Here is a 20,932-nt window from a genome sequence, read left to right on the forward strand (position 1 = left end):
TAAGTTAAAATAATTTTTCATAAAAACCTGATATCCATCAGGGTTTCTGATATATAATCGAATCCTCACACATCATGAAGGTATTAGAATAGTAATGAAGTTAGATGATCTTAATCTCTTCCGGATGGTAGTTGAGCAAGGAAGCTATACTGCAGCGTCCCGCAAGAGCCGCGTTCCGGTAGCAACATTAACTCGAAGAATTCAAGCATTGGAAGAAAGCTTGGATATTCGATTACTCAATAGACATGCACGCAAACTGTCACTAACGGATGCTGGTCAACGTTTTTACAGTGAATGTAGTCCTTTGCTAAAAAATCTTGTCAATAGTATTGATCTGCTTAGTGAAGAGAATCACAGTGCAGCAGGTAAATTACGAATCGCTGCACCATCAAACTTAACGAAAGTGATATTACAGCCGATGTTTAATGCCTTTATGGTTCAACATCCTGCAATTAGCTTAGAGTTATTAATGAGTAGTGAAACTGATCAGATCGATCCAACGGATTGGGATGTCGTTTTCCGTGCGGGTCCACAACGTGATTCCACATTAATTGCTCGAAAAGTTCACCAAGTTGAAGATATATTAGTTGCATCTCCAGAGTACGTTAGCAAGATGCCTACACTTGAACATGCTAATGATTTGCACTCTCATATGCTATTAAAAGGCAGTCCACTTTTACGCTGGCGTTTAACTAATAATGATAATGAACAAGTGGCTATTAATGAGGAAGGACGTTTTGAATCAAATCAATTAAACGTTGTTCGTAAGGCGGCTTGTGATGGTTTAGGTATTACTTTAATGCCCGATGCCATGACGAAAGAGTATATTGAATCAGGCTCTTTAGTTCGTGTCCTTGATGAGTGGTCAGCAAACTCCCGTGATGTATTTTTACTTTATAATCACCGTGAGCATCAGTCTGAAAAATTACGTCTATTTATCGAATTCTCTAGCCAATACTTTCGTCTATAGTAATGACATCAGTAATGGCAAGGCACTGAGAGTAAATAGCCAATAAAAAAAGAGCCATTAAGTAGGATTCCCTATTTAATGGCTCTTTTTTATTTATATTCCCTTCATACTTGAAGAGTGTTATTGGGGTTGCTCGTAGGCAAATAAACGCAGCCAACAACCTAACAACTTCAAGTAAGAAAGGGATAGATTAGATTTTATTACGACCAGCAATAGAATGAGACAGAGTCGTCCCATCCACCAGCTCTAACTCACCACCAACAGGAACACCATGAGCAATTCGGCTTGCACTAACATTATGTGCATGACAAAGCTCAGCAATATAGTGAGCTGTCGCCTCGCCTTCTACCGTTGGATTCGTCGCTAAGATTAGTTCGTTAATATCTTCTTCAGCCAGACGCTGTTCCAAAATATCCAATCCAATATCGTGAGGCCCAATACCATCAAGGGGAGATAAGTGCCCCATCAAAACGAAATACCGACCGCTATACTGTCCTGTATGTTCAATTGCCACAATATCTGCTGGACTTTCAACCACACAAACTTGTCCATTCACTTTACGACGAGGATTAGCACAAATTGCACAAACCTCTTCTTCTGTAAATGTGCGACAGTGCTGACAGTGATCGATCTCAGTCATCGCTTGATTGAGCATTTGACCTAGTTGCAAGCCACCTTGACGATTGCGTTGTAACAAGTGAAAAGCCATACGTTGAGCTGATTTTGGTCCAACACCGGGCAAATAGCGTAATGCTTCCATTAGTTGTTCTAATAAAGGGCTAGTACGCATTGATTAAAACGGCATTTTGAAGCCAGCTGGAAGGTTCATTCCTCCAGTCACGCCTTCCATTCTCTCTTTTTGCGTCTCTTCTACACGGCGAGCGGCATCATTAAACGCGGCAGCAATAAGATCTTCGAGCATCTCTTTATCATCTTCTAGTAAGCTAGGATCAATATCAACGCGACGAACACTGTGACTACCAGTAATCGTGATCTTCACAAGACCTGCACCTGATTCACCGGTGATCTCCATCTCTGCGATCTCTTCTTGTAACTTTTGCATACGATCTTGCATCTGCTGGGCTTGCTTCATTAAGTTGCCCATTCCGCCTTTACCAAACATAACTTCTCTCTCTTTGGCTATACCCTAACTTGAAATAACTCGGGTATCATGTCAATAAATAGCACTTTTATCGTTAAAAGTACCGTTGTAAATTTTTCTAGCATATAGCGATTCTACTTATTACTGTAGATTACCGTGATAAAAACCGCCATATTTATAGTGGTCGTATACTATCATCATCGATAGTCGCTGAGAATCGTTGTCGTAATATAGTAACATTGGGATCTTGTTCAATATTTTCAATGGCCACTTGTAATCTCTGTTGATAAAGTCGATCTCGGATATCTAATGGCGTTTCCCCTTCACTACCTAATTCAATGCTTAACTGGATCGATTTATTGAAAACACGACTTAACTCTTCAGTTAATTGTTCCCTTGCTCGCTGATTATCAAGATGAGCTTGATTAGCTCGTAAAGTCAGCTTAACTTGATTATCTTGTTCATTCATTGCTGAGTTGAGAGCTAACTGCTGCACAAGTTTTGCTAAATTAAGTTGAGATATTGTTTTACACCACGGATCTGTTTGATTTGACTCTTCAACCAATTTTTCTACCATTTCAGCACTTTTCTCATGCTCTAGAGCACGTTTGAGTACCATCGGTGATATGCCTGAAGACGGGCGTTCTTTAGTCACTAGCTGTTGATAGTGCTCAGTTTCTTGCCAACGATAACTCTCATCTTTTGGCTGTTCTGTGCTTTGATGCTGTGCGACCCGACTATTAATGTTTGCTAAGTGTTCTTGTGCCGACGTTGGAGTAACAGAGTCTGTATTACTGTTCAAACGAGACTGTAATACATTCTGCTTTTTGCTTGAAGGCGTTGATTCTAACGTCGGTCTACTTTTTTTACGGGTGGGGTCTCCCCTTTATCCGCTAACATTTTACTTCTTAAACGGTTACGCGCTGATAATAAACTATTTGCTGATGTCTTTTTAACCGGTGGATTATTTACTGCCACTTGAGTGTTTATCGCGACATCAGGGGGAGTTGATGCAAACTGCTCATCATGATCTAAATTGTCTTGTTGATCATAGCGGTCAGCATTAGCTTGATCATAATCATATTGTTGATTTTGTTGTGGCGCTTCATTTTTCGATACGTCATTACTAGGTAGATGATTCCTAGAAGTATCATTCGAAGCACCATGCGCTGATACCTGTTCCATTGATCGAGCTGGAGAAGAGATAGATTGTTGATTCTTTTGTTGTTGAACCATGCTCTGCTGAATAGCCGCGCTTGGTTTCTCAACTCGTTGCTGATCATTAGCCGTTGATTGGATCGGAGCATCAGACTGAGATTGAACCAGCTTTTGTGGTTGTACTTTTTGCGGTGCTTGTGCTTGAGTAGAAGAACTTGGTTGATCTTGTCTCTTCTGTTCACTCAATTGGGCTTTTGCTCTTGCCGCTGGATTAATTTGAGATCGAGCAGGAGCGCTTGCTTTTGGTTGAGCTATCGATTGTGAGATCGCTTTATTTTCTGCTTGCAGTTCTCTACCTTGATTGATTGCAGATACAGGCTCAGTGGCCGGTATCGTGATACTTTGTGGTGTAATACTCTGTTTAATTGCCGGCCTAAATGCCAACATTCGTAACAATGCCATCTCAACGCCTGCTTTACCATCAGGAGCTAAAGCTAAATCTTGACGACTCTGTAGCGCAATTTGATAACAAAGCTGGATATCTTCAGGTGCAAATTTACCCGCAAGACTATGTTGCTGCTCACTGTCACTATCAAGAGGGTTAAAGAGACCAGGTAATGCTTGTAACATTGCAATTTGATGAAATTGATTAGCCAGTTCTTTTAACAGGCCATCCCACTCAACACCAAAGCTTGCTAACTCGTTAAGCTGTTCCATTACCGCACTGGCATCATTTTGAGCAAGTGGCGCTAATAAATGTAAAGCTTGAGAACTGTCTAACGTTCCTAACATCTCAGCAACAATATCGCTGTTGACCTGATTATTACCCAATGCGATAGCTTGGTCCGTTAAGCTTAAGGCATCACGCATACTACCATCAGCTGCTCTTGCCATCATTCTCAAAGCACGACTATCGAAGTTAATCTCTTCTTTTTCTAAGATCAACTGTAATTGCTGTTGGATCTGCTCTACATCTAAATGTTTAAGATGAAATTGCAAACAACGAGAAAGAATCGTAATCGGTAATTTTTGAGGATCCGTTGTTGCTAAAATAAACTTTACATATTCCGGCGGCTCTTCGAGGGTTTTCAATAATGCATTAAAACTATGACGAGATAACATATGTACCTCATCAATAATATAGATCTTATAACGCCCTTTAGCCGGTTTATATTGGACATTATCAAGTAGTTCTCGAGTATCTTCGACTTTGGTTCGTGATGCCGCATCAATTTCAAGTAGATCAACAAAACGCCCTTGATCAATTTCTTGACAGGTTTGACACACACCACAAGGGGTTGCTGTTATGCCTTCTTCACAGTTTAAGCCTTTGGCAAAAATACGCGCAATGGTGGTTTTACCCACACCACGAGTCCCACTCAATAGATAAGCGTGATGGAGTCGTTGATGGGTTAGCGCATTATTTAATGCAGTTAAAACATGCGATTGTCCTACAACATGATCAAATGAATGCGGCCGCCATTTACGGGCTAAAACTTGGTAGCTCATGATTAACATTTCCCTCGAGAGTTAAGCTAACAATAGTAGCATAGCAGCGCGCAAGTCACGAGTAATAGCAGGGTAAGCGACCACTTTATCGACAAGCCAGATCATGGTGAGTATTTCTCATTGAATGCTCGAGGTAAAAAGAGTCCACCCCGTTTTTCTTTAGATACAAAAAAGCAGCAACCATTATTCAAATTTAAGTATCATCAATACTTAAAAGAATAATTATCACTGCTTTTTAGGTAGGTAGCTATCAATAAATTAATGCTACCCATACTTCATCACTGATGAAAATTAGTGCCCAGCAAACTCACATAAGCTGTAAACATTAATATCCATTGCGGCTAGGCGCTCTTCACCACCAATTTCAGGTAATGAGATAACAAATGCAGCATCATTAACATCACCACCAAGACGACGGATCAGTTTAACTGTTGCTTCAATCGTACCACCTGTTGCAAGAAGATCATCAACCACTAATACTTTATCACCTTCGACAATCGCATCGGTGTGGATTTCTAGCACATCATGGCCATATTCAAGTTCATAGCTTTCAGAGATAACTTCACGAGGTAGTTTGCCTGGCTTACGAACAGGAATGAAACCTAGACCTAATTCTAATGCTAATGGTGCACCAAATAGGAAACCACGTGCTTCTGTGCCTACAACTTTAGTAAAACCTTGACCTTGATATTTCTCTTTTAGAATATCAATGGTCGCTTGATATGCTTCAGGTATTTCCATTAAGCTTGTCACATCACGAAACATGATCCCCTCTTTTGGGTAATCAACGACTGTTTTGATGCTTTGTTTAATTAGAGCTAATTTTTCTTGAGTCATAACCTGTTTCTCCGACTTGAGTCGGTCACCTATTCGACAAACAAAAACGCCCACTCAATTTATGTTCGCAGGCGTTTTCAACACAACCAGACAATACTAGTGATTTTTTTGACAATGAGCAATATTATCTATCACAGGCAAACGATTAAACCACAATAATAATCCAATCCCAAAAAATAGTAGTACAAATTTCAACCATAATAATGACACTAAATATATTGACAACATAAAACTAACAACAATAAACCATCTTGCACGTTTTTTTACAACAGAAGAGATCGCTCTATTATTTTGCCAATTATTAATAATTGGACCAAAATGTTGATGCTGATGTAACCAATCTCTAAATCGTGGTGAACCTCGCATAAAACAGAGGCTCGCCAACAGTAAAAATGGCGTTGTAGGCAGTAGAGGCAAAATAATACCGATACAGCCTAAAATGGTTGCACAAATACCCAAAAAATTAAAAATAAATTCAATGAGCTTTTTTTTCATCATAAGAGTGAGATTACCTATTTATTTCAGATCTATACTTAAACTAATTTGATTCAAAGTCACCTTCACCTCAAATACAAATACTCTAACTTAATGTAATAAGAACAAAAAAAGTCAGATCCCTCTATATTTAATCAGTCGTTATATTGATCTAAGTCACAAAGATCAAATCAATAAATGTTAATTAACTGTTACAACTAATTGATTATTTATTACTAATTAATTGATTTATATCATACAACACTCTTCTGATAAGGATAGACTATATTTAAATATTGGTCATGGGATAACCTTAGATGTTAACTATAAAAACAAATAATCAAACAGTTAAGCAATATCACCAGCGTTTATTATCAGAGTTTAATCTTCTACAACAACAACTTCCAACATCAGACGGTAAGATTCCTGACAACCTTCAACTCTCGAATAGCCATACTTCTGCTATCGCGTTAAACCCAGACTTAGGACACACTTTTCAACGTTTTCTACAAGTTGAGTCAGCATTAAGCTCAATATCTATTGAGTTATTTGGTCTTTGTGTTGATTGTGAAGATGAAATAGAAGAAGAGCGATTAGAACAGGATCCTGCAACGCTTCGTTGCCAAGCCTGTGAAGAGAAGAGTCGTTATAAGCATAACTAAATAACGTTAAGGATAAAAAGCAAAGCTGTCAGACTTTGCTTTTTATTTTATATTTTTTACTTAACTAAAAGCTGGTTAATGGCCCCTAGAAATTTAGATGGATCTTCTAAACTCCCTCGTTCAGCTAACATCGCTTCGCCTAACAGTAGTTCAACCCAACGACCAAACTGCTCTTCATCAGCTTCATCCGCCATATTTTTAACTAATGCATGCTCCGGGTTTAGCTCTAGGATATATTTCACTTCAGGTGCGTCTTGTCCGGCAGCAGCAAGTAATTTAGCCATTTGAGTGCCCATCTCATGCTCACCAGTGACAACAGCCGCAGGCGTACTGATAAGTTTGAACGTCGTGCGTACTTCACTGACACGATCACCTAGATAAGCTTTTGTACGTTCAAGAACGGAAGCAAAATTTTCTTCTGTCTCTTTTTGTTTCTCTTTGTCTTTCTCGTCATCAAACTTGCTAAGATCCAAATCAGCTTTAGCAATAGATTGGAACTGTTTGCCTGCATACTCATTAAGGTGTCCCATTAACCACTCATCAATGCGATCAAACATTAAGATAACTTCAATACCTTTGGCTTTAAACTGCTCTAGATGAGGGCTATTTTTTGCTGCCGCGTAACTATCCGCAGTAATATAGTAAATCTTATCTTGCTCTTCATTCATACGACTAATGTATTCATCAAGAGATGTTGTCTGGGTTGAATTATCATTCTCAGTCGAAGCAAAACGCAGCAGCTTGGTAATTTTTTCACCGTTTGCACGATCTTCTGCTGGGCCTTCTTTTAGTACTAATCCAAACTCATCCCAAAACATTTGATATTTATCTTTATCATTGTTCGCCATACGATCAAGCATGGTTAATACACGTTTAGTACACGCATTACGTAGCGACTGAGTGATCTTATTATCTTGTAAAATTTCACGAGAAACATTTAATGGCAAATCGTTTGAATCAATTAAGCCACGAGTAAATCGAAGATAACTAGGCATAAACTGCTCAGCATCATCCATAACAAAGACACGTTGAACATACAACTTTAAACCATGTTTATGGTCACGATTGAAAAGATCATACGGTGCTTTTGACGGGATATAAAGTAAGCTAGTGTAATCTTGCTTCCCTTCTACACGATTATGAGCCCACTTTAAAGGGTCAGCGAAGTCATGAGAAATATGCTTATAAAACTCCACATACTCTTCATCGGAAATATCAGACTTGTTTAATGTCCAAAGTGCTTGAGCTTTGTTGATCTTCTCCCACTTCCCTTCTTCATCCTTTTCATGGGTAAAGATCTCAACTGGGATACCAATATGATCTGAATATTTACCAACAATCTCTTTTAAACGCCACTCATTTAAGAATTCAGACTCGTCCTCACGAAGGTGAAGTGTGATCTCTGTTCCACGATCTTCTTTAACGATATCTTCAATCGAGTAATCACCTTCACCTTCAGAAGACCATTGAACTGCTTGATTAGCTTCTAAAGCAGCGGCACGAGTGCGAACTGTGACGAGATCAGCAACGATAAATGAAGAATAAAAACCCACACCAAACTGACCGATAAGCTGAGAGTCTTTGGTCTGATCTTGACTTAAGTTTTCAAAAAATTCAGCCGTTCCAGATTTCGCAATCGTACCTAAATGCTCAATGACACTATCACGATCCATACCAATACCGTTGTCGCTAATCGTTACTGTTTTAGCATCGGCGTCGAATGAGATTCGCACACGTAATTCAGCATCACCTTGATAAAGTGCGGTATCAGAAAGCGCTTTAAAACGTAACTTATCTGCAGCATCTGAAGCATTTGAGATCAATTCACGCAAGAAAATCTCTTTATTCGAATAAAGAGAGTGAATCATCAAGTGTAATAATTGTTTAACTTCAGACTGAAAGCCACGAGTCTCTTTATTGTTAGCGGTTGTATTGCTGCTCATCATTACTCCATCAATAAATCTAATTTGATAAAAATGCTTATGACTTAATAAGCGGTGCCCAAAGTAATTAGCGTTGCGAATAGCGAGTAAGTAATAACACCTCAATCTTATCTGTGTCATATACGATTGGAGGTGATGAACTAACGACTCCCCAGCAACGTCAAATAATAGGGATTATTATGAATAAATTGGGACTAAATTTCATATTTCAATAGTTTGAAATAGAATATTTTTATTTATCTAACAAGATCTATATCAATTTCAAGATAACTAAATAATATGAATTATTATGATTATTAAGTATAATCTGATCCGAACAGTTCACAGGATCATGAGAGATAAATGACACAACCAATTGACAAGAAACTGATAAATAAGAAATTTATCTTTGATAGCGAAAATAGCGAGCTGATTAATATCGCTATTCCTGATGACATTGTTCGTTTAGGTAGTAATGAGAATCGAGCACTACAATTCTTAATTGATAATCGTCAATCAACAGTTTCGCGTCAACAATTACATGCTTACATCTGGCGAGATCATGGTTTTGAAGTGGATGACTCCAGCTTAACTCAAGCAATATCAACCCTAAGAAAACTATTACAGGATTCAACTAAGTCCCCAGAATATATTAAAACTATTCCTAAACGTGGCTATCAGTTTATCGCTAATATCGAAAACAACTCAGATAACTCTCTCGAGTTAACATCAACAGATTTTGATATATCAGAAACCAATGAAGAGTTTAATACAGCGTCTCTGGATATTAGTACAGAGAATATAAACCATAGTGAAAATACAACGGAAGCACTTCATCGTTCAGCACCTGTATCACTCAATGATCGCGTGATAAACCAAGCAGATTTAAATACCAGCGCAACGGGTTCCTCCCTTAATGACCAAAATACAAACACCTCACAAGGTTTAAGTATTTTTAAAATTATCACCATTGTTATCGCATTACTATTGCCTATTTTAGCTTACACGTTAACAGACATTGAAAAAGTTGAACTTCTACAAGTTACCGATATTGAGGGGATACCTATTTATACTGTACAAGAACATAAAGGGATTGAACAATGGATGCCACTCCTTAAGCAGTGTACAACGAACTATTTAGATACCAACAAAACTGAGCAAGCTCCACAAAAAATCATTTTATCCCCAGGGCTAAACCATAATCTTATTGTCAACTTTATTCATGCCCCGAATATTAAAATCGAAGATAACTTAATTACTTTAATTGAAGGCGAGAGTAACCCGGAAATCATATGTCGATAAATAAAAACCTTACACCTCAGCTAAAGAAGTCATGGCATATCATTCTGTTATTGATCTCGATTGTGGGTAGCTTTACTATCTACCATGCCGACGATCAACGAATTGAAAATTTATTGCTCAATCATGGTTGGAGTTTAAAGTCTAAGCTCATTCTGCCACCCAATGATGTCAAAAAGTTACCACACATTGATAGTATGTCAGCGAATACCTCTTATCTATTTTTAAATAATCATCTCTACTCTAAATTAACAATTCTTTATTTAACAGATAATAACGGGCAACAGATAAGAATTAACATTTCAGAAAATGGGCGATGGCGAGTTAACGATGGCTTCTTAGTCTTCACTGACACGAAAGAGAGTCATATTACATCAGGCAATGAAGACATTCTCAGTGAAGATCAGATCAACTTTGTTTTAACTGTAATAAAAACGGTCACTCAACAGGCAAAGAAAGTTGATATTGTTGATGATCAAGCAATCTTACTGACTAACCTAACGTTTGGCTCACAAATTCTTTATATCAATTAATCGCTCAATTTTAGCGATATTATAAAAATGCCCTGTGGCAATGATACACTATCTGGAGTATCTGTTGCACAGGGCATTTTCTCGTTATCGAAAAACCAATATCAAGCCGATATTTGTTGCTCTTGTTGAATAACCTTCGCCTTATCACTGCGCTGAAGATTTAAATATTCAAGGTAGTTCGTTGTAATATCACCGGTTACATACTTACCACTAAATACCGATGCCTCAAACTGTTCAATCTGAGGATTCTCTTCTTGAACCGCTGTCATTAAATCGTCTAAATTCTGAAAAATAAGTCCATCCGCACCTATAAGAGCAGCAATCTCTTCAACCTCTCGACCATGAGCAATGAGTTCTTCAGCTGTTGGCATATCAATACCATAGACATTAGGGTAACGAACCTCTGGTGCAGCGGAAGCAAGATAAACATTTTTTGCTCCTGCTTCCCTTGCCATTTCAATAATTTGTTGAGAAGTTGTCCCGCGGACAATCGAGTCATCAACTAATAAAACATTTTTTCCTTTAAACTCCGACTTGATGGTATTGAGTTTACGACGAATCGATTTTTCACGCTGTTGTTGTCCAGGCATAATAAAAGTTCGCCCTACATAGCGATTCTTAACAAACCCTTGGCGGTAAGGTTTATCAAGTACTCTGGCAATTTCTAACGCACTATCACAAGAAGTTTCAGGTATAGGAATCACCACATCAATATCTTTATCAGACCATTGCGATTGAATCTTCTCACCTAATTTACGTCCCATCTTAACGCGAGCGCTATATACCGAGACTTTATCCATAAAAGTGTCTGGACGTGCAAAATAAACAAACTCAAAGATACAAGGTGCAAGCTGAGGTTTAACCGCACATTGTTGACTATAAAGCTGACCATCAAAGGTAATATACAGCCCCTCTCCTGGCTCAACATCACGCACAAACTCGAAGCCAACAGCATCTAACGCTACCGACTCAGAAGCGACCATGTACTCTTTACTGCCATCCTCTAATACTCTCTCACCAAAACAGAGAGGACGGATACCATAAGGGTCTCTAAATGCTAATAAGCCATGCCCAACGACCATAGCGACCACGCCATAAGCACCTGTCACTTTTTGGTGCACCGCCGCAATAGCAGCAAAGATATCAATCTTATCAAGTTGGGAACGACCTAACTGTTTTAGTTGGCATTGACCAAGTTGATCTAATTGATCGGCAAGAATATTAAGGAGGATTTCGGAGTCTGAATTAGTATTGAGGTGACGGCGGCGTTGCTGGAGTTCTTTTTCAATGTTTTCGGTATTCGTTAAATTACCATTATGGGCGAGGGTTAATCCATAGGGGGAGTTCACGTAAAAAGGTTGAGCCTCTGAGGCACTGGAACTGCCAGCAGTCGGATACCTGACATGACCAATACCGGCATGACCTTGCAGTCGTTCCATATGTTGATTATCAAAGACTTGGCTCACTAAACCGTTAGCTTTCCTCAGACGGAAACGATTGCTTTTTATGGTAACAATACCGGCTGCATCTTGGCCACGATGCTGTAATACCGTTAATGCATCATAAATTGACTGATTTACAGCGCTTTTTCCAACAATTCCTACAACTCCACACATGATCTATCCCTTTTATCTCGTCGTGAATATTAGGTCTGTTTCTAATGTCGATAACTTTAAATTTAAACATTCAGACTAAACGTAAAGCTATCAATGGAAATATCTTATCGTTAAACTGATTCTGCATCCTTAATTTTATTTAACAAGATGACAACATCGCTAACTAAAATGCAGTCTACAGCAAAAACTGGGGATATTTAAGGCAAAAAACTTGAAGTTCCTTGGATATATTGAAAAAACCATTCAATAACAATACCAAAGTGTGGAATTAATTCAGAATCATGCCACCAATCCGAACTCGATAAGCCCGTAAATGTATCAATGGCAAACAGTAATGCCGAGATAATAAGCACACCACGAAGCCCACCAAAGACAACACCTAATACCCGGTCGGTGCCTGATAGTCCGGTTTTTTGAACTAGTTGGCTAATCACATAGTTAACCACAGCCCCCACAATCAGAGTCGCGATAAACAACGCAGCAATCGCCGCCCCGTGTCTGACCATTTGATCTTGAATTTTGGTGAAGTAATCCGCTAGTAGTAGATAGAAATTACTGGCGACAAAAAAAGCAGTAACCCAAATAACCAAGGAGAGTGCTTCTTTAACAAAGCCTCGAACTAAACTAATTAATGCAGAAAATGCAATAATTCCGATAATAACGTAATCAATCCAAATCAACATAATAGTAAATACCTACTCTTATCCATTTTTATAAATACCCCTTTCCCCATAATGATCTAACTAGTCACTGACTCAACGATTTTAAATTTGAATATCGTAAGGCGTACTGATTATTATGAGTAACTATCATAATTAAGGCGCAAGGGGATCAAAACGTAAAACCTGCCCTTTTAGCCCAGTTAACTTCTCTAATGATGATAATTTTTCCGTTAATGTATCTTTTGAGACATTAGGTCCAACAACCACACGATTTAACACATCAGGTTGTGGCTTTTCAGGATAAACATGAGATTGGTAACCCGCTTCACGCAATTTAGTCATTAACTGTACTGCATTAGATGATTGGCTAAACACGCCCAGCTGAATAACCCAAGCACTCTCTTTTAATCCTTTGTTTTGAACCTTTTCAACAACAGGTTCAAATTGACCATCATCGACCTTTTTATCTTTGACTACCACAGCAATAGGATCCGGTGGTAAAGTATGATCTTCTAATGGTGGTTTGATCTCATCAATATTCATCACTTCTTGAGAGATAGCCGGCTGTAGAGGGATCTCATTAAACTCTTCTTGATAAGTCTGTTTTTTTCCATCAAAAAGATCAGGTAATACGATAATCCCTATCGCGACTAAAATAATGGTGCCAACCAGACGACTTTGAAAATGACTTGCCATAGAAACTCCTTTCTATAATTAACGTCCAGTGATTAAGAGACCGCTGCTATAGTGTGAAATGAGCCAAAAACAATAATAATATCGTTTTTAGATGCGACTAATGTTGCGGCTTCAATCGCGTTTTTCGTTTCACTATAACCAAGGGTACCTTGAGGTAAGTGGCACTGTAATTGCTCGGCTGTTGCTGCTCTTACTCCAGTTAACGACACGGGGTACCATAGATCAACAATCCCATCCATTTCCGCCAAAGTCGCTGCAATATCTTTATCTTTTAGCATTCCGACCACAGCATGAATCTTAACAGTTTGATCTTGACCTACTTCAGATTGAGCTTCAGCTTTTTCTGCTTTTATTGCGCTCAACTGTTCTGCTAAATATTTTGCAGAATGAGGGTTATGTGCAACATCGGCAATCATTAATGGCTCTTCACTCAACGTTTGCATTCTACCTGGTAAAGAAGCTTGCTTTAGACCAGCAACGATATTTTCATCACTCAACTCTAATTCCGCTAAACCTAGCGCCATAATTGCCGTCGCCGCATTAGCAACAGGTAAATTTGGAAGAGGTAGCTCTGTCAAATCAAATGCACCACAAAACCAATCCCAAGACTTGGCATGCTGTTTATAACTGAATTGATAACCAACTTGATGGAGTTCTGCCCCAATCTCATCTGCATATGCCGCGACAGAAGCAGGAGGTTTTGGTTCACCACAAATAGCCGGTTTATCTTTACGGAAAATACCCGCTTTTTCGTAACCAATTTGATTAATATCATCACCAAGCCAATCAACATGATCAACGGCAAGACTCGTTATAATAGAAATATCATGATCAACAACATTAGTTGAATCCAGTCGTCCGCCCAAGCCTACTTCTAATATCACAATATCTAGTTGCTGCTGTTTGAAAATATGCAGAGCGGCTAAAGTACCAAACTCAAAGAAACTTAAACTCGTTTCTCCTCGATGTGATTCAATGTATTCAAAAGCATTAATGTGGTGTTGATTATCAAGTTGCTCGCCATTGATGCGAACTCGCTCATTATAATCGATGATATGAGGGCTGCTATAAACGCCAACTCGATAGCCAGCATCTAATAAAATCGCTTCTAGAATCGCACAGGTAGAGCCTTTACCATTGGTTCCAGCTACTGTAATGACGAAAGGGGCAGGTTTAATGAGGGAGAGTTTATTAGCAACAATCTCCATTCTTTCTAGACCAAGATCTATCGCACTAGAATGTATAGACTCAAGATAAGAAAGCCACGACTCTAACGTGCCCGTGGCTTTAGGTGTACTCGGTGTAGTCATAAGTAACTTATTTACTCGTTATTATCTTCCGATGATGACGCTTCACTACTCTCTTCAGTTGGCTTTGCGGCAACTGGAACAACATGAGGTGAAGGTTGATTGGTCATTTTAGAAAGTAGACCTGCAACACGATGTCTCATTTCACGACGATCCACAATCATATCGATGGCACCGTGCTCAAGTAAGAACTCACTACGCTGGAAACCTTCTGGTAACTTCTCTCTTACTGTTTGCTCAATAACGCGTTGACCTGCAAAACCGATTAGCGCTTTTGGTTCACCGATATTAATATCACCTAACATAGCTAGACTGGCAGAAACACCACCCATTGTTGGATCCGTTAATACTGAAAAGAATGGTAAGCCTTTTTGAGATAGACGCTCAAGTGCAGCACTGGTTTTTGCCATCTGCATTAGCGACATTAACGCCTCTTGCATACGTGCACCACCACTTGCTGAAAAACAGATCAAGCCGCAGTTATCTTCCATCGCTTGCTCAACGGCTTTAACGAAACGAGCACCAACAACAGAACCCATTGAACCGCCCATAAACGAGAATTCAAACGCACAAGCGACCATTGGCATCCCCATAAGGGTACCTTTCATCACGACTAATGCATCTTTCTCTTGACTCTTCTTTTGAGCAGCAGAGATACGATCTTTATATTTTTTTGAATCCTTAAACTTAAGGATATCTTTTGGCTCAAGATCATTTGCCAATTCAATTTGGCCTTCGCTATCTAAGAAAGTTTCAAGACGGCGACGCGCTTTCATGCGCATATGATGTCCACATTTAGGACAAACTTCTAGGCTACGTTCTAACTCAGCTTGGTATAAGACTTGATCACATGACGTACATTTAGTCCAAATCCCTTCTGGAATGGATGCCTTGCGAGTAGAGACGATATTACTTTTTGTTAGTATGTTTTCTAGCCAACTCATGAAGAACCTTTTCATCTTAGAGCCAACAAATCGTATTTGTCTGTTGGCGTTATCTTTCGTCAATAATCAAACTATTGACGCAAGAATATATGGGGTGATTAAAATCTAGGTTGAATTAAACCATAATCCAACTGTTCTGTAGATAAAAAACTGGTTGTACCTATGCAAAAGTCATGCATAAGCTATAGATATTTAACAATATTACTGCTAGAAAAGAGGATTAACAACCCATCTTTTGTCAAAAACCTGTCTAATTTCATTGAACAAGAATGAGAATTTGACACTATCTCATTGAGCTAATAGTAAAAAACCCTCAGAACACTCAGAACAAATAGTTAACATTCTGGTAAAAAAAGTGGTCCAATTGGTACTCGAGGGAGTTCAAATACTTTGGGATAATCAACATCGACTAAATAAAGCCCTGCAGCTTTTCCTGTCGGCGCGGCTAAATTACGATCTTTTTGTTCTAATAACCAACTCATCCATTCAATTGGCTGTTCACCTCGCCCAACTTCAATTAAGCTACCAACAATATTACGGACCATGTGATGAACAAAAGCATTGGCTTTAATATCGACAATGACATAACTGCCCTGCCGAGTGACATTCAAATGGATCATATTTCGACATGGGCTATTAGATTGACATTGAGCGGCACGAAAAGAACTAAAATCATTCTCACCTAAAAGCAGTTGTCCCGCTTGATGCATTTTATCGGCATCGAGTTCACCATGGTAATGACTGACCCCTTTTGCCAATATAGCGGGTCTAAAATTATTATTAAAAATAATGTAACGATAACGACGAGCTGTCGCACTAAAGCGAGCATGAAAATCATCAGGAACAACTTTGCACCAACGGACAGCAATATCGCCAGGAAGATTCGCATTAACCCCTAATGTCCAAGCGGCCTCTTTACGAATGGCGGTTGTATCAAAATGTACGACTTGCCCAGTACCATGAACGCCAGAATCAGTTCTACCAGCACAAAAAACATTAATAGGTTGATTAGCAACAGTTGAGAGCGCTTTCTCTAACCGTTCTTGAACACTATCGACACTTTGCTGACGCTGCCAACCATAATACCTTGCACCATCATACTCAATACCTAGCGCTATTCGCATATTTTGCTACCCAACTAATGAAATGGAGCATAATTATACCCAAAGTAATTAGAGTTGCTAGTCGGTGATAAGCCCATGAAGTAAACAAACAGTAGAAAAACGTCAACAAACCATAGAAAAACAAAAGATTATAATTAAAATTCGCTATCTTGATCTTGTAATAAACGTTTCTTCTCTTCATTAACACGGAGAATACGTTTTCTCTTGTAGTTAATATAGATAAAAAATAAAAAAGTTAACCCGATAGCAATAGAGATAAAGCCTAAGATGAAGGTTAATAGTGAAGGAGAATCATCATCATTATTACTTAATCGATGACTCTCTTTAGTCTGTTGCTGCTGTTGTACTTGTATCGTCTGCTTTTGCTCTGCTATCACCGTTTTTAATTGGGTTTGAATCTGCTCCTCGGCTTTAAGTTGATCTTTTAGTGACATAATTTGATGTTGAATATTGGTCATTTGTAACTTTAATTGTTGATTATGTTTTTGTAGTTGAGCGATATCTTGCTCTATCTCATTCGATGCTGATTTTAAGTTTGATGAGGCATGTTTATTGGTTGTTTTACTTATTTTTTGAGTGCTTGCCGTTGATACATTCGACTTAGTTTTAACTTTAGATTTCGTTGGTTTTTCGAGTAAATCTTTTGCTTGCTGACTGTTAATCTGTAATGCCTGTTTATCAGAAGGAATTGATAGCTGTGATTTAGGGATCAGACCATGGATGCTATTATCAGCAAATGCGGTTGGATTTTGACGATAAATCACCACTAAAATTTGATAAATATCGGCTCGATAGTTACCTTCTTTTTTTACTTTACTCGCAATAGACCAGAGAGTTTCAGTATCCGAAGTTGGACCATAGCGTTGCATTGTCAAAGTGGCTGTCGATTGCTTATCAGGTGATGCATAAGAGTTAGTGGAGAAAAAAAACATCAATACAGTCAATGATAGAGCCAATAAAAAGACAAGAGAGTTCGTTTTATCACTACGCATTTTCATCTCATTGCTTCCAAATTTTTTTATCCTCATTCAGTCAGTCCTTATAAACTCGTTAATCTTTAAATACCTATATAAGCTTTCATTAATTATACAAACCTAATCAATAAAACGGTTAACTAAATAATGAGAGTGATGCTGTTCTTTCTTTTCTCGTCTCAACTTCTCAATAATAAAACAATAATTCTCTCGATAATTAGAGCTTCAGAAGTAACGGGGGAAGAAATAACAGATAAAAAAAGGGCACTACAAGCAGTTTATCTGCTCAATAGCACCCATTTTTATCAATGTTGAGTTTTAACGATTATTTTATTTAAACAACCCGTTCATTTAAAATTTTCGTTATTTTAATAGCGAGTCATTTTAATCACTATAGATAATCGCGAACTAACACTTCAGCCGTTTTCACTGTATTAATCGCAATGCCTTTACGAACGTTATCAGCCACTAGCCACAAGTTAATCCCACTAACATGGCTAATGTCTTCACGAACACGTGCAATCATGACATCACTACTTCCTGTCACATCTCCTACAGCTGTTGGATAATCGCCATTCGGGAAAAGAATAACGCCTTCAGCTTGTTCAAGAATAGACGTAATCTCTTCAGCACTACTTGGTTGTGCCGTTTCAATATGAAGACTCATGCCATCACCATAGAAAACAGGGATACGAACACAAGTTGGATTTACAGTAACAGACTCATCTGCCAGTACTTTTTGAGCACCTAAAACCAATTCCATCTCTTCACGTGTGTAACCATTATCAAGCAACCCACCCGTTTGAGGTAGGCAGTTAAAGGCAATTTGCTTATCATAAGCACTATTTTCAGCAGGAAGTCCGTTAAGCAACTTTGCTGTTTGCCCAGCTAATTCATCAATACCCGCTTTGCCGCTACCAGAAACAGATTGGTAAGTAGAAACGTTAATACGCTCAATACCGACAGCATCATAAATAGGCTTCAATGCCACCAACATTTCGGTCACATTACTGGTTGGTACTGCAATAATATTTTGGTTACGATATTCAGCGAGTGTTTCAGGGTTAACTTCAGGCACGACAAGAGGAATATCATATTGCTGATTAAAAGCACCACTGCTGTCAATCACAACAACACCAAAATCAGCCGCTGTAGGCGCCCATTCTAATGCAGTCTGCTCATCAGTAGCAAAAAGCGCTAAATGAACTTGAGACCAATCAAAATCAGCAACATTAGTTTGAGCAACACTTCTATTTTTAAACTTCTGAGACTCACCTTCGTTCTCTTCGCTACCCAATAAGAAAAGGGTATCAATCGGGAAATCACGCTCTTCTAATACTTCCACCATTGCGGTACCCACAATGCTTTCTGCGCCTAAAACAGCAATATTAAATTTTTGACTCATCAGTGTTTATCCTGTCGTTACTGTGCTAAATCTCATCATATGATGGATCTATCTTGAAGGTTAATCTTCATTATGGTGTTGATTATAGCCGATCGTCTATTTAATAAGAATATTTAGTTTTGATCAATATAGATGAACTATTTTCTCCCTTTATAAAATAGTTCATCTCAAAAGATTAAAATTGTAATAGTGCTATATTAAGATAAGAGGTATTTTATTGTTAAACATAAGAATATATTATTAAATCTCACTAAGGAGTCGTGATTGGTTACGGTTGATCGGCATGATGCGATTACATTAAAAATAGCAAATGTTATTTCTCAAAGTAAAAAACTGGATATAGAGATCTATTTCTTTATTCCCGGTGAGCTTGGTATTACGCCAAATATTATTTCTGAGTCTAATTTTTACTATAACTCAATCACACAGAAACGCGTTTATTACAGTGATAAAATACTCCTTCCTTTAGTGCATAGTCGATTAGCAAAACGAGGAAAACTCTCTTTTAATCAATACCGAGTCAGTTTAAGCCTTTTCGCTTATCAATATGTTACTGCTCTCGATAAAGCGGTTAATCAATTCAATAAAAAGAATAATAGCGAGACGATTATTGATGATATTTTAAATATGATCGAACTCTCCCTCGACATTTTAAAACGTCTACGCCGCTCGGTGCCCGAAGAAAAAGATCTCAAACATTATTACAATAATATTGATAATTATCTCTCTTGGTATACGGAACAACGTTTCCTCTCTTTAATTTCCCACATGAATCGAGATGCTGATTACAAAGCGATTAAAGAAGAATTGATAGCCATTATTGAAAAAGAACAACTTTACCGAGAGGAAAAAAACTATAACTCAACTAGAGTTCAGGCCGATATAACGCGACTCAGTAATAAAATGCGTTTACTTCGCCGTTTAATTGAACATCCAATAAAACTCAATGAGCAACTCACTTCCCTTGGCAGTAACATGAAACGGATGGTAAAAGGACTCGCAACGGGTTTAGTGATGATTGTCGTGACGATTGTGGCAATTTCTGCTCGTGGTTATTGGGGGGAAATTACAGCATCCTTTATTATGGCAATGTCATTTGTCTATGCATTACGCGAAATATTCAAAGATGATCTGCGTGATATTTTATGGCGTTGGATCAGAAAAAATCGTCCAAAGTGGCGTCGACGTTATAGTGACCCCAACACGAAAAAAGTGATTGGCCAAAAACTAGAATGGTTGGATTACTTGTCGAGTAAATTGATACCCAAGGATATTTTAGCAATACGGAAAAAGAAGATTGCACAACGAGAAGAGAAAATTCTACGTTATCGCTCTGAAGTACAAATGAGTTCGTCTCAATTCTTAAGTGGCTATGAAGAGACCAAAGAGAGTTTAATGGTCGATCTTCGTTCTATTGCTCGCCTAATCAACAAAGGTTCCAATAAGATATATCAACTTAACAACGGTCAAGTAAGTCGTGAATCTGTAGAAAAGCGTCATCTTATCAACTTAGTGATTAAAGAAGATAATCATTTAGGTGAACCAAACTACTACCGTTGGAAAGTGGTACTAAATAGAAGCAAGATCATTGATATTGAAGCAATTGAGCAAGTTGATAATAAAGAATCAAAAAATAAAGAGATGAAAGAAAAAACAACACAAAAACCGGCTGGAACAGACACCAAATAAAAAACCAGCACCGATAATCCTATCAATGCTGGTTTCATTCACGATTTTT

Annotated in this window: 20 protein-coding genes; 5 read left to right on the forward strand and 15 right to left on the reverse strand. The window is 38.3% G+C overall.

Translation table 11 applies throughout. The features are described from left to right. Positions 1–94 precede the first annotated feature (94 nt). Positions 95–970: a LysR family transcriptional regulator gene (locus L0B53_RS17500; protein ID WP_235060858.1), complete on the forward strand. Its 876-nt coding sequence runs from the start codon at positions 95–97 to the stop codon at positions 968–970. 190 nt (positions 971–1,160) lie between these two features. On the opposite strand, the gene recR is transcribed toward L0B53_RS17500, so the two are convergent. The 6 genes from recR to L0B53_RS17530 all read right to left on the reverse strand — a co-directional run bounded on the left by recR (position 1,161) and on the right by L0B53_RS17530 (position 6,071). Then, positions 1,161–1,760 (reverse strand): recombination mediator RecR, encoded by a 600-nt coding sequence (gene recR / locus L0B53_RS17505; RefSeq protein WP_235060859.1) that lies wholly within the window; start codon positions 1,758–1,760, stop codon positions 1,161–1,163. A 3-nt stretch (positions 1,761–1,763) separates the two neighbouring features. Then, complete coding sequence (locus L0B53_RS17510) at positions 1,764–2,093, reverse strand: YbaB/EbfC family nucleoid-associated protein (RefSeq protein WP_235060860.1); 330 nt, start codon at positions 2,091–2,093, stop codon at positions 1,764–1,766. 154 nt (positions 2,094–2,247) lie between these two features. Further along, positions 2,248–2,874, reverse strand: a complete 627-nt coding sequence (locus L0B53_RS17515; protein ID WP_235060861.1) for a DNA polymerase III subunit gamma/tau C-terminal domain-containing protein — start codon at positions 2,872–2,874, stop codon at positions 2,248–2,250. Between the two features lie 44 nt (positions 2,875–2,918). Then, entirely contained in the window at positions 2,919–4,739 is a 1,821-nt protein-coding gene (gene dnaX, locus L0B53_RS17520) for a DNA polymerase III subunit gamma/tau (protein WP_235060862.1), read from the reverse strand. 291 nt (positions 4,740–5,030) lie between these two features. Beyond that, on the reverse strand, positions 5,031–5,576 hold the full coding sequence (apt, locus tag L0B53_RS17525; RefSeq protein WP_235060863.1) for an adenine phosphoribosyltransferase: 546 nt from the start codon (positions 5,574–5,576) through the stop codon (positions 5,031–5,033). Positions 5,577–5,672: 96 nt separating this feature from the next. After that, the gene (locus L0B53_RS17530) at positions 5,673–6,071 is read right to left on the reverse strand and encodes a YbaN family protein (protein WP_235062292.1); all 399 of its coding nucleotides are present in this window, start codon (positions 6,069–6,071) and stop codon (positions 5,673–5,675) included. A gap of 296 nt (positions 6,072–6,367) precedes the next feature. Here L0B53_RS17530 and L0B53_RS17535 point away from each other — a divergent pair, with 296 nt between their 5' ends. After that, complete coding sequence (locus L0B53_RS17535) at positions 6,368–6,712, forward strand: TraR/DksA C4-type zinc finger protein (protein WP_235060864.1); 345 nt, start codon at positions 6,368–6,370, stop codon at positions 6,710–6,712. Positions 6,713–6,768: 56 nt separating this feature from the next. On the opposite strand, the gene htpG is transcribed toward L0B53_RS17535, so the two are convergent. Then, a complete protein-coding gene (gene htpG, locus L0B53_RS17540; protein ID WP_235060865.1) occupies positions 6,769–8,655 on the reverse strand; it encodes a molecular chaperone HtpG in 1,887 nt (628 codons plus the stop codon). A 342-nt stretch (positions 8,656–8,997) separates the two neighbouring features. Between htpG and L0B53_RS17545 the strand changes: the two genes are divergently transcribed. After that, positions 8,998–9,936, forward strand: coding sequence for a winged helix-turn-helix domain-containing protein (locus L0B53_RS17545; RefSeq protein WP_235060866.1), 939 nt, complete (start codon positions 8,998–9,000; stop codon positions 9,934–9,936). After that, a complete protein-coding gene (locus L0B53_RS17550; protein ID WP_235060867.1) occupies positions 9,927–10,466 on the forward strand; it encodes a regulatory protein ToxS in 540 nt (179 codons plus the stop codon). The genes L0B53_RS17545 and L0B53_RS17550 overlap by 10 nt, the downstream gene beginning before the upstream one ends. A 101-nt stretch (positions 10,467–10,567) precedes the next feature. Here the strand turns inward: L0B53_RS17550 and purF are convergent, their stop codons facing one another. The 8 genes from purF to L0B53_RS17590 form a co-directional block, all read right to left on the reverse strand. Continuing rightward, a complete protein-coding gene (purF, locus tag L0B53_RS17555) occupies positions 10,568–12,082 on the reverse strand; it encodes an amidophosphoribosyltransferase (RefSeq protein WP_235060868.1) in 1,515 nt (504 codons plus the stop codon). A 197-nt stretch (positions 12,083–12,279) separates the two neighbouring features. Beyond that, positions 12,280–12,762 (reverse strand): CvpA family protein, encoded by a 483-nt coding sequence (locus tag L0B53_RS17560; RefSeq protein WP_235062293.1) that lies wholly within the window; start codon positions 12,760–12,762, stop codon positions 12,280–12,282. Between the two features lie 135 nt (positions 12,763–12,897). Further along, positions 12,898–13,440, reverse strand: coding sequence for an SPOR domain-containing protein (locus tag L0B53_RS17565; protein ID WP_235060869.1), 543 nt, complete (start codon positions 13,438–13,440; stop codon positions 12,898–12,900). A gap of 32 nt (positions 13,441–13,472) precedes the next feature. After that, a complete protein-coding gene (gene folC / locus L0B53_RS17570; protein ID WP_235060870.1) occupies positions 13,473–14,750 on the reverse strand; it encodes a bifunctional tetrahydrofolate synthase/dihydrofolate synthase in 1,278 nt (425 codons plus the stop codon). Between the two features lie 11 nt (positions 14,751–14,761). Continuing rightward, positions 14,762–15,691: an acetyl-CoA carboxylase, carboxyltransferase subunit beta gene (gene accD, locus L0B53_RS17575; protein ID WP_235060871.1), complete on the reverse strand. Its 930-nt coding sequence runs from the start codon at positions 15,689–15,691 to the stop codon at positions 14,762–14,764. A gap of 335 nt (positions 15,692–16,026) precedes the next feature. Next, positions 16,027–16,815, reverse strand: a complete 789-nt coding sequence (gene truA / locus L0B53_RS17580; protein ID WP_235060872.1) for a tRNA pseudouridine(38-40) synthase TruA — start codon at positions 16,813–16,815, stop codon at positions 16,027–16,029. A 134-nt stretch (positions 16,816–16,949) separates the two neighbouring features. Then, positions 16,950–17,807 carry a FimV/HubP family polar landmark protein gene (locus tag L0B53_RS17585; protein ID WP_235060873.1) on the reverse strand — a complete coding sequence of 286 codons (858 nt, stop codon included), beginning with the start codon at positions 17,805–17,807 and terminating at the stop codon, positions 16,950–16,952. A 373-nt stretch (positions 17,808–18,180) separates the two neighbouring features. Continuing rightward, positions 18,181–19,194, reverse strand: a complete 1,014-nt coding sequence (locus L0B53_RS17590) for an aspartate-semialdehyde dehydrogenase (protein WP_235060874.1) — start codon at positions 19,192–19,194, stop codon at positions 18,181–18,183. A 264-nt stretch (positions 19,195–19,458) separates the two neighbouring features. On the opposite strand from L0B53_RS17590, the gene L0B53_RS17595 reads away from it, so the two are divergent. Next, a complete protein-coding gene (locus L0B53_RS17595) occupies positions 19,459–20,883 on the forward strand; it encodes a hypothetical protein (RefSeq protein ID WP_235060875.1) in 1,425 nt (474 codons plus the stop codon). Positions 20,884–20,932: the final 49 nt, after the last annotated feature.

Origin of the sequence: Vibrio sp. SS-MA-C1-2, from assembly GCF_021513135.1 — a bacterium.
Taxonomy (GTDB): Bacteria; Pseudomonadota; Gammaproteobacteria; order Enterobacterales; family Vibrionaceae.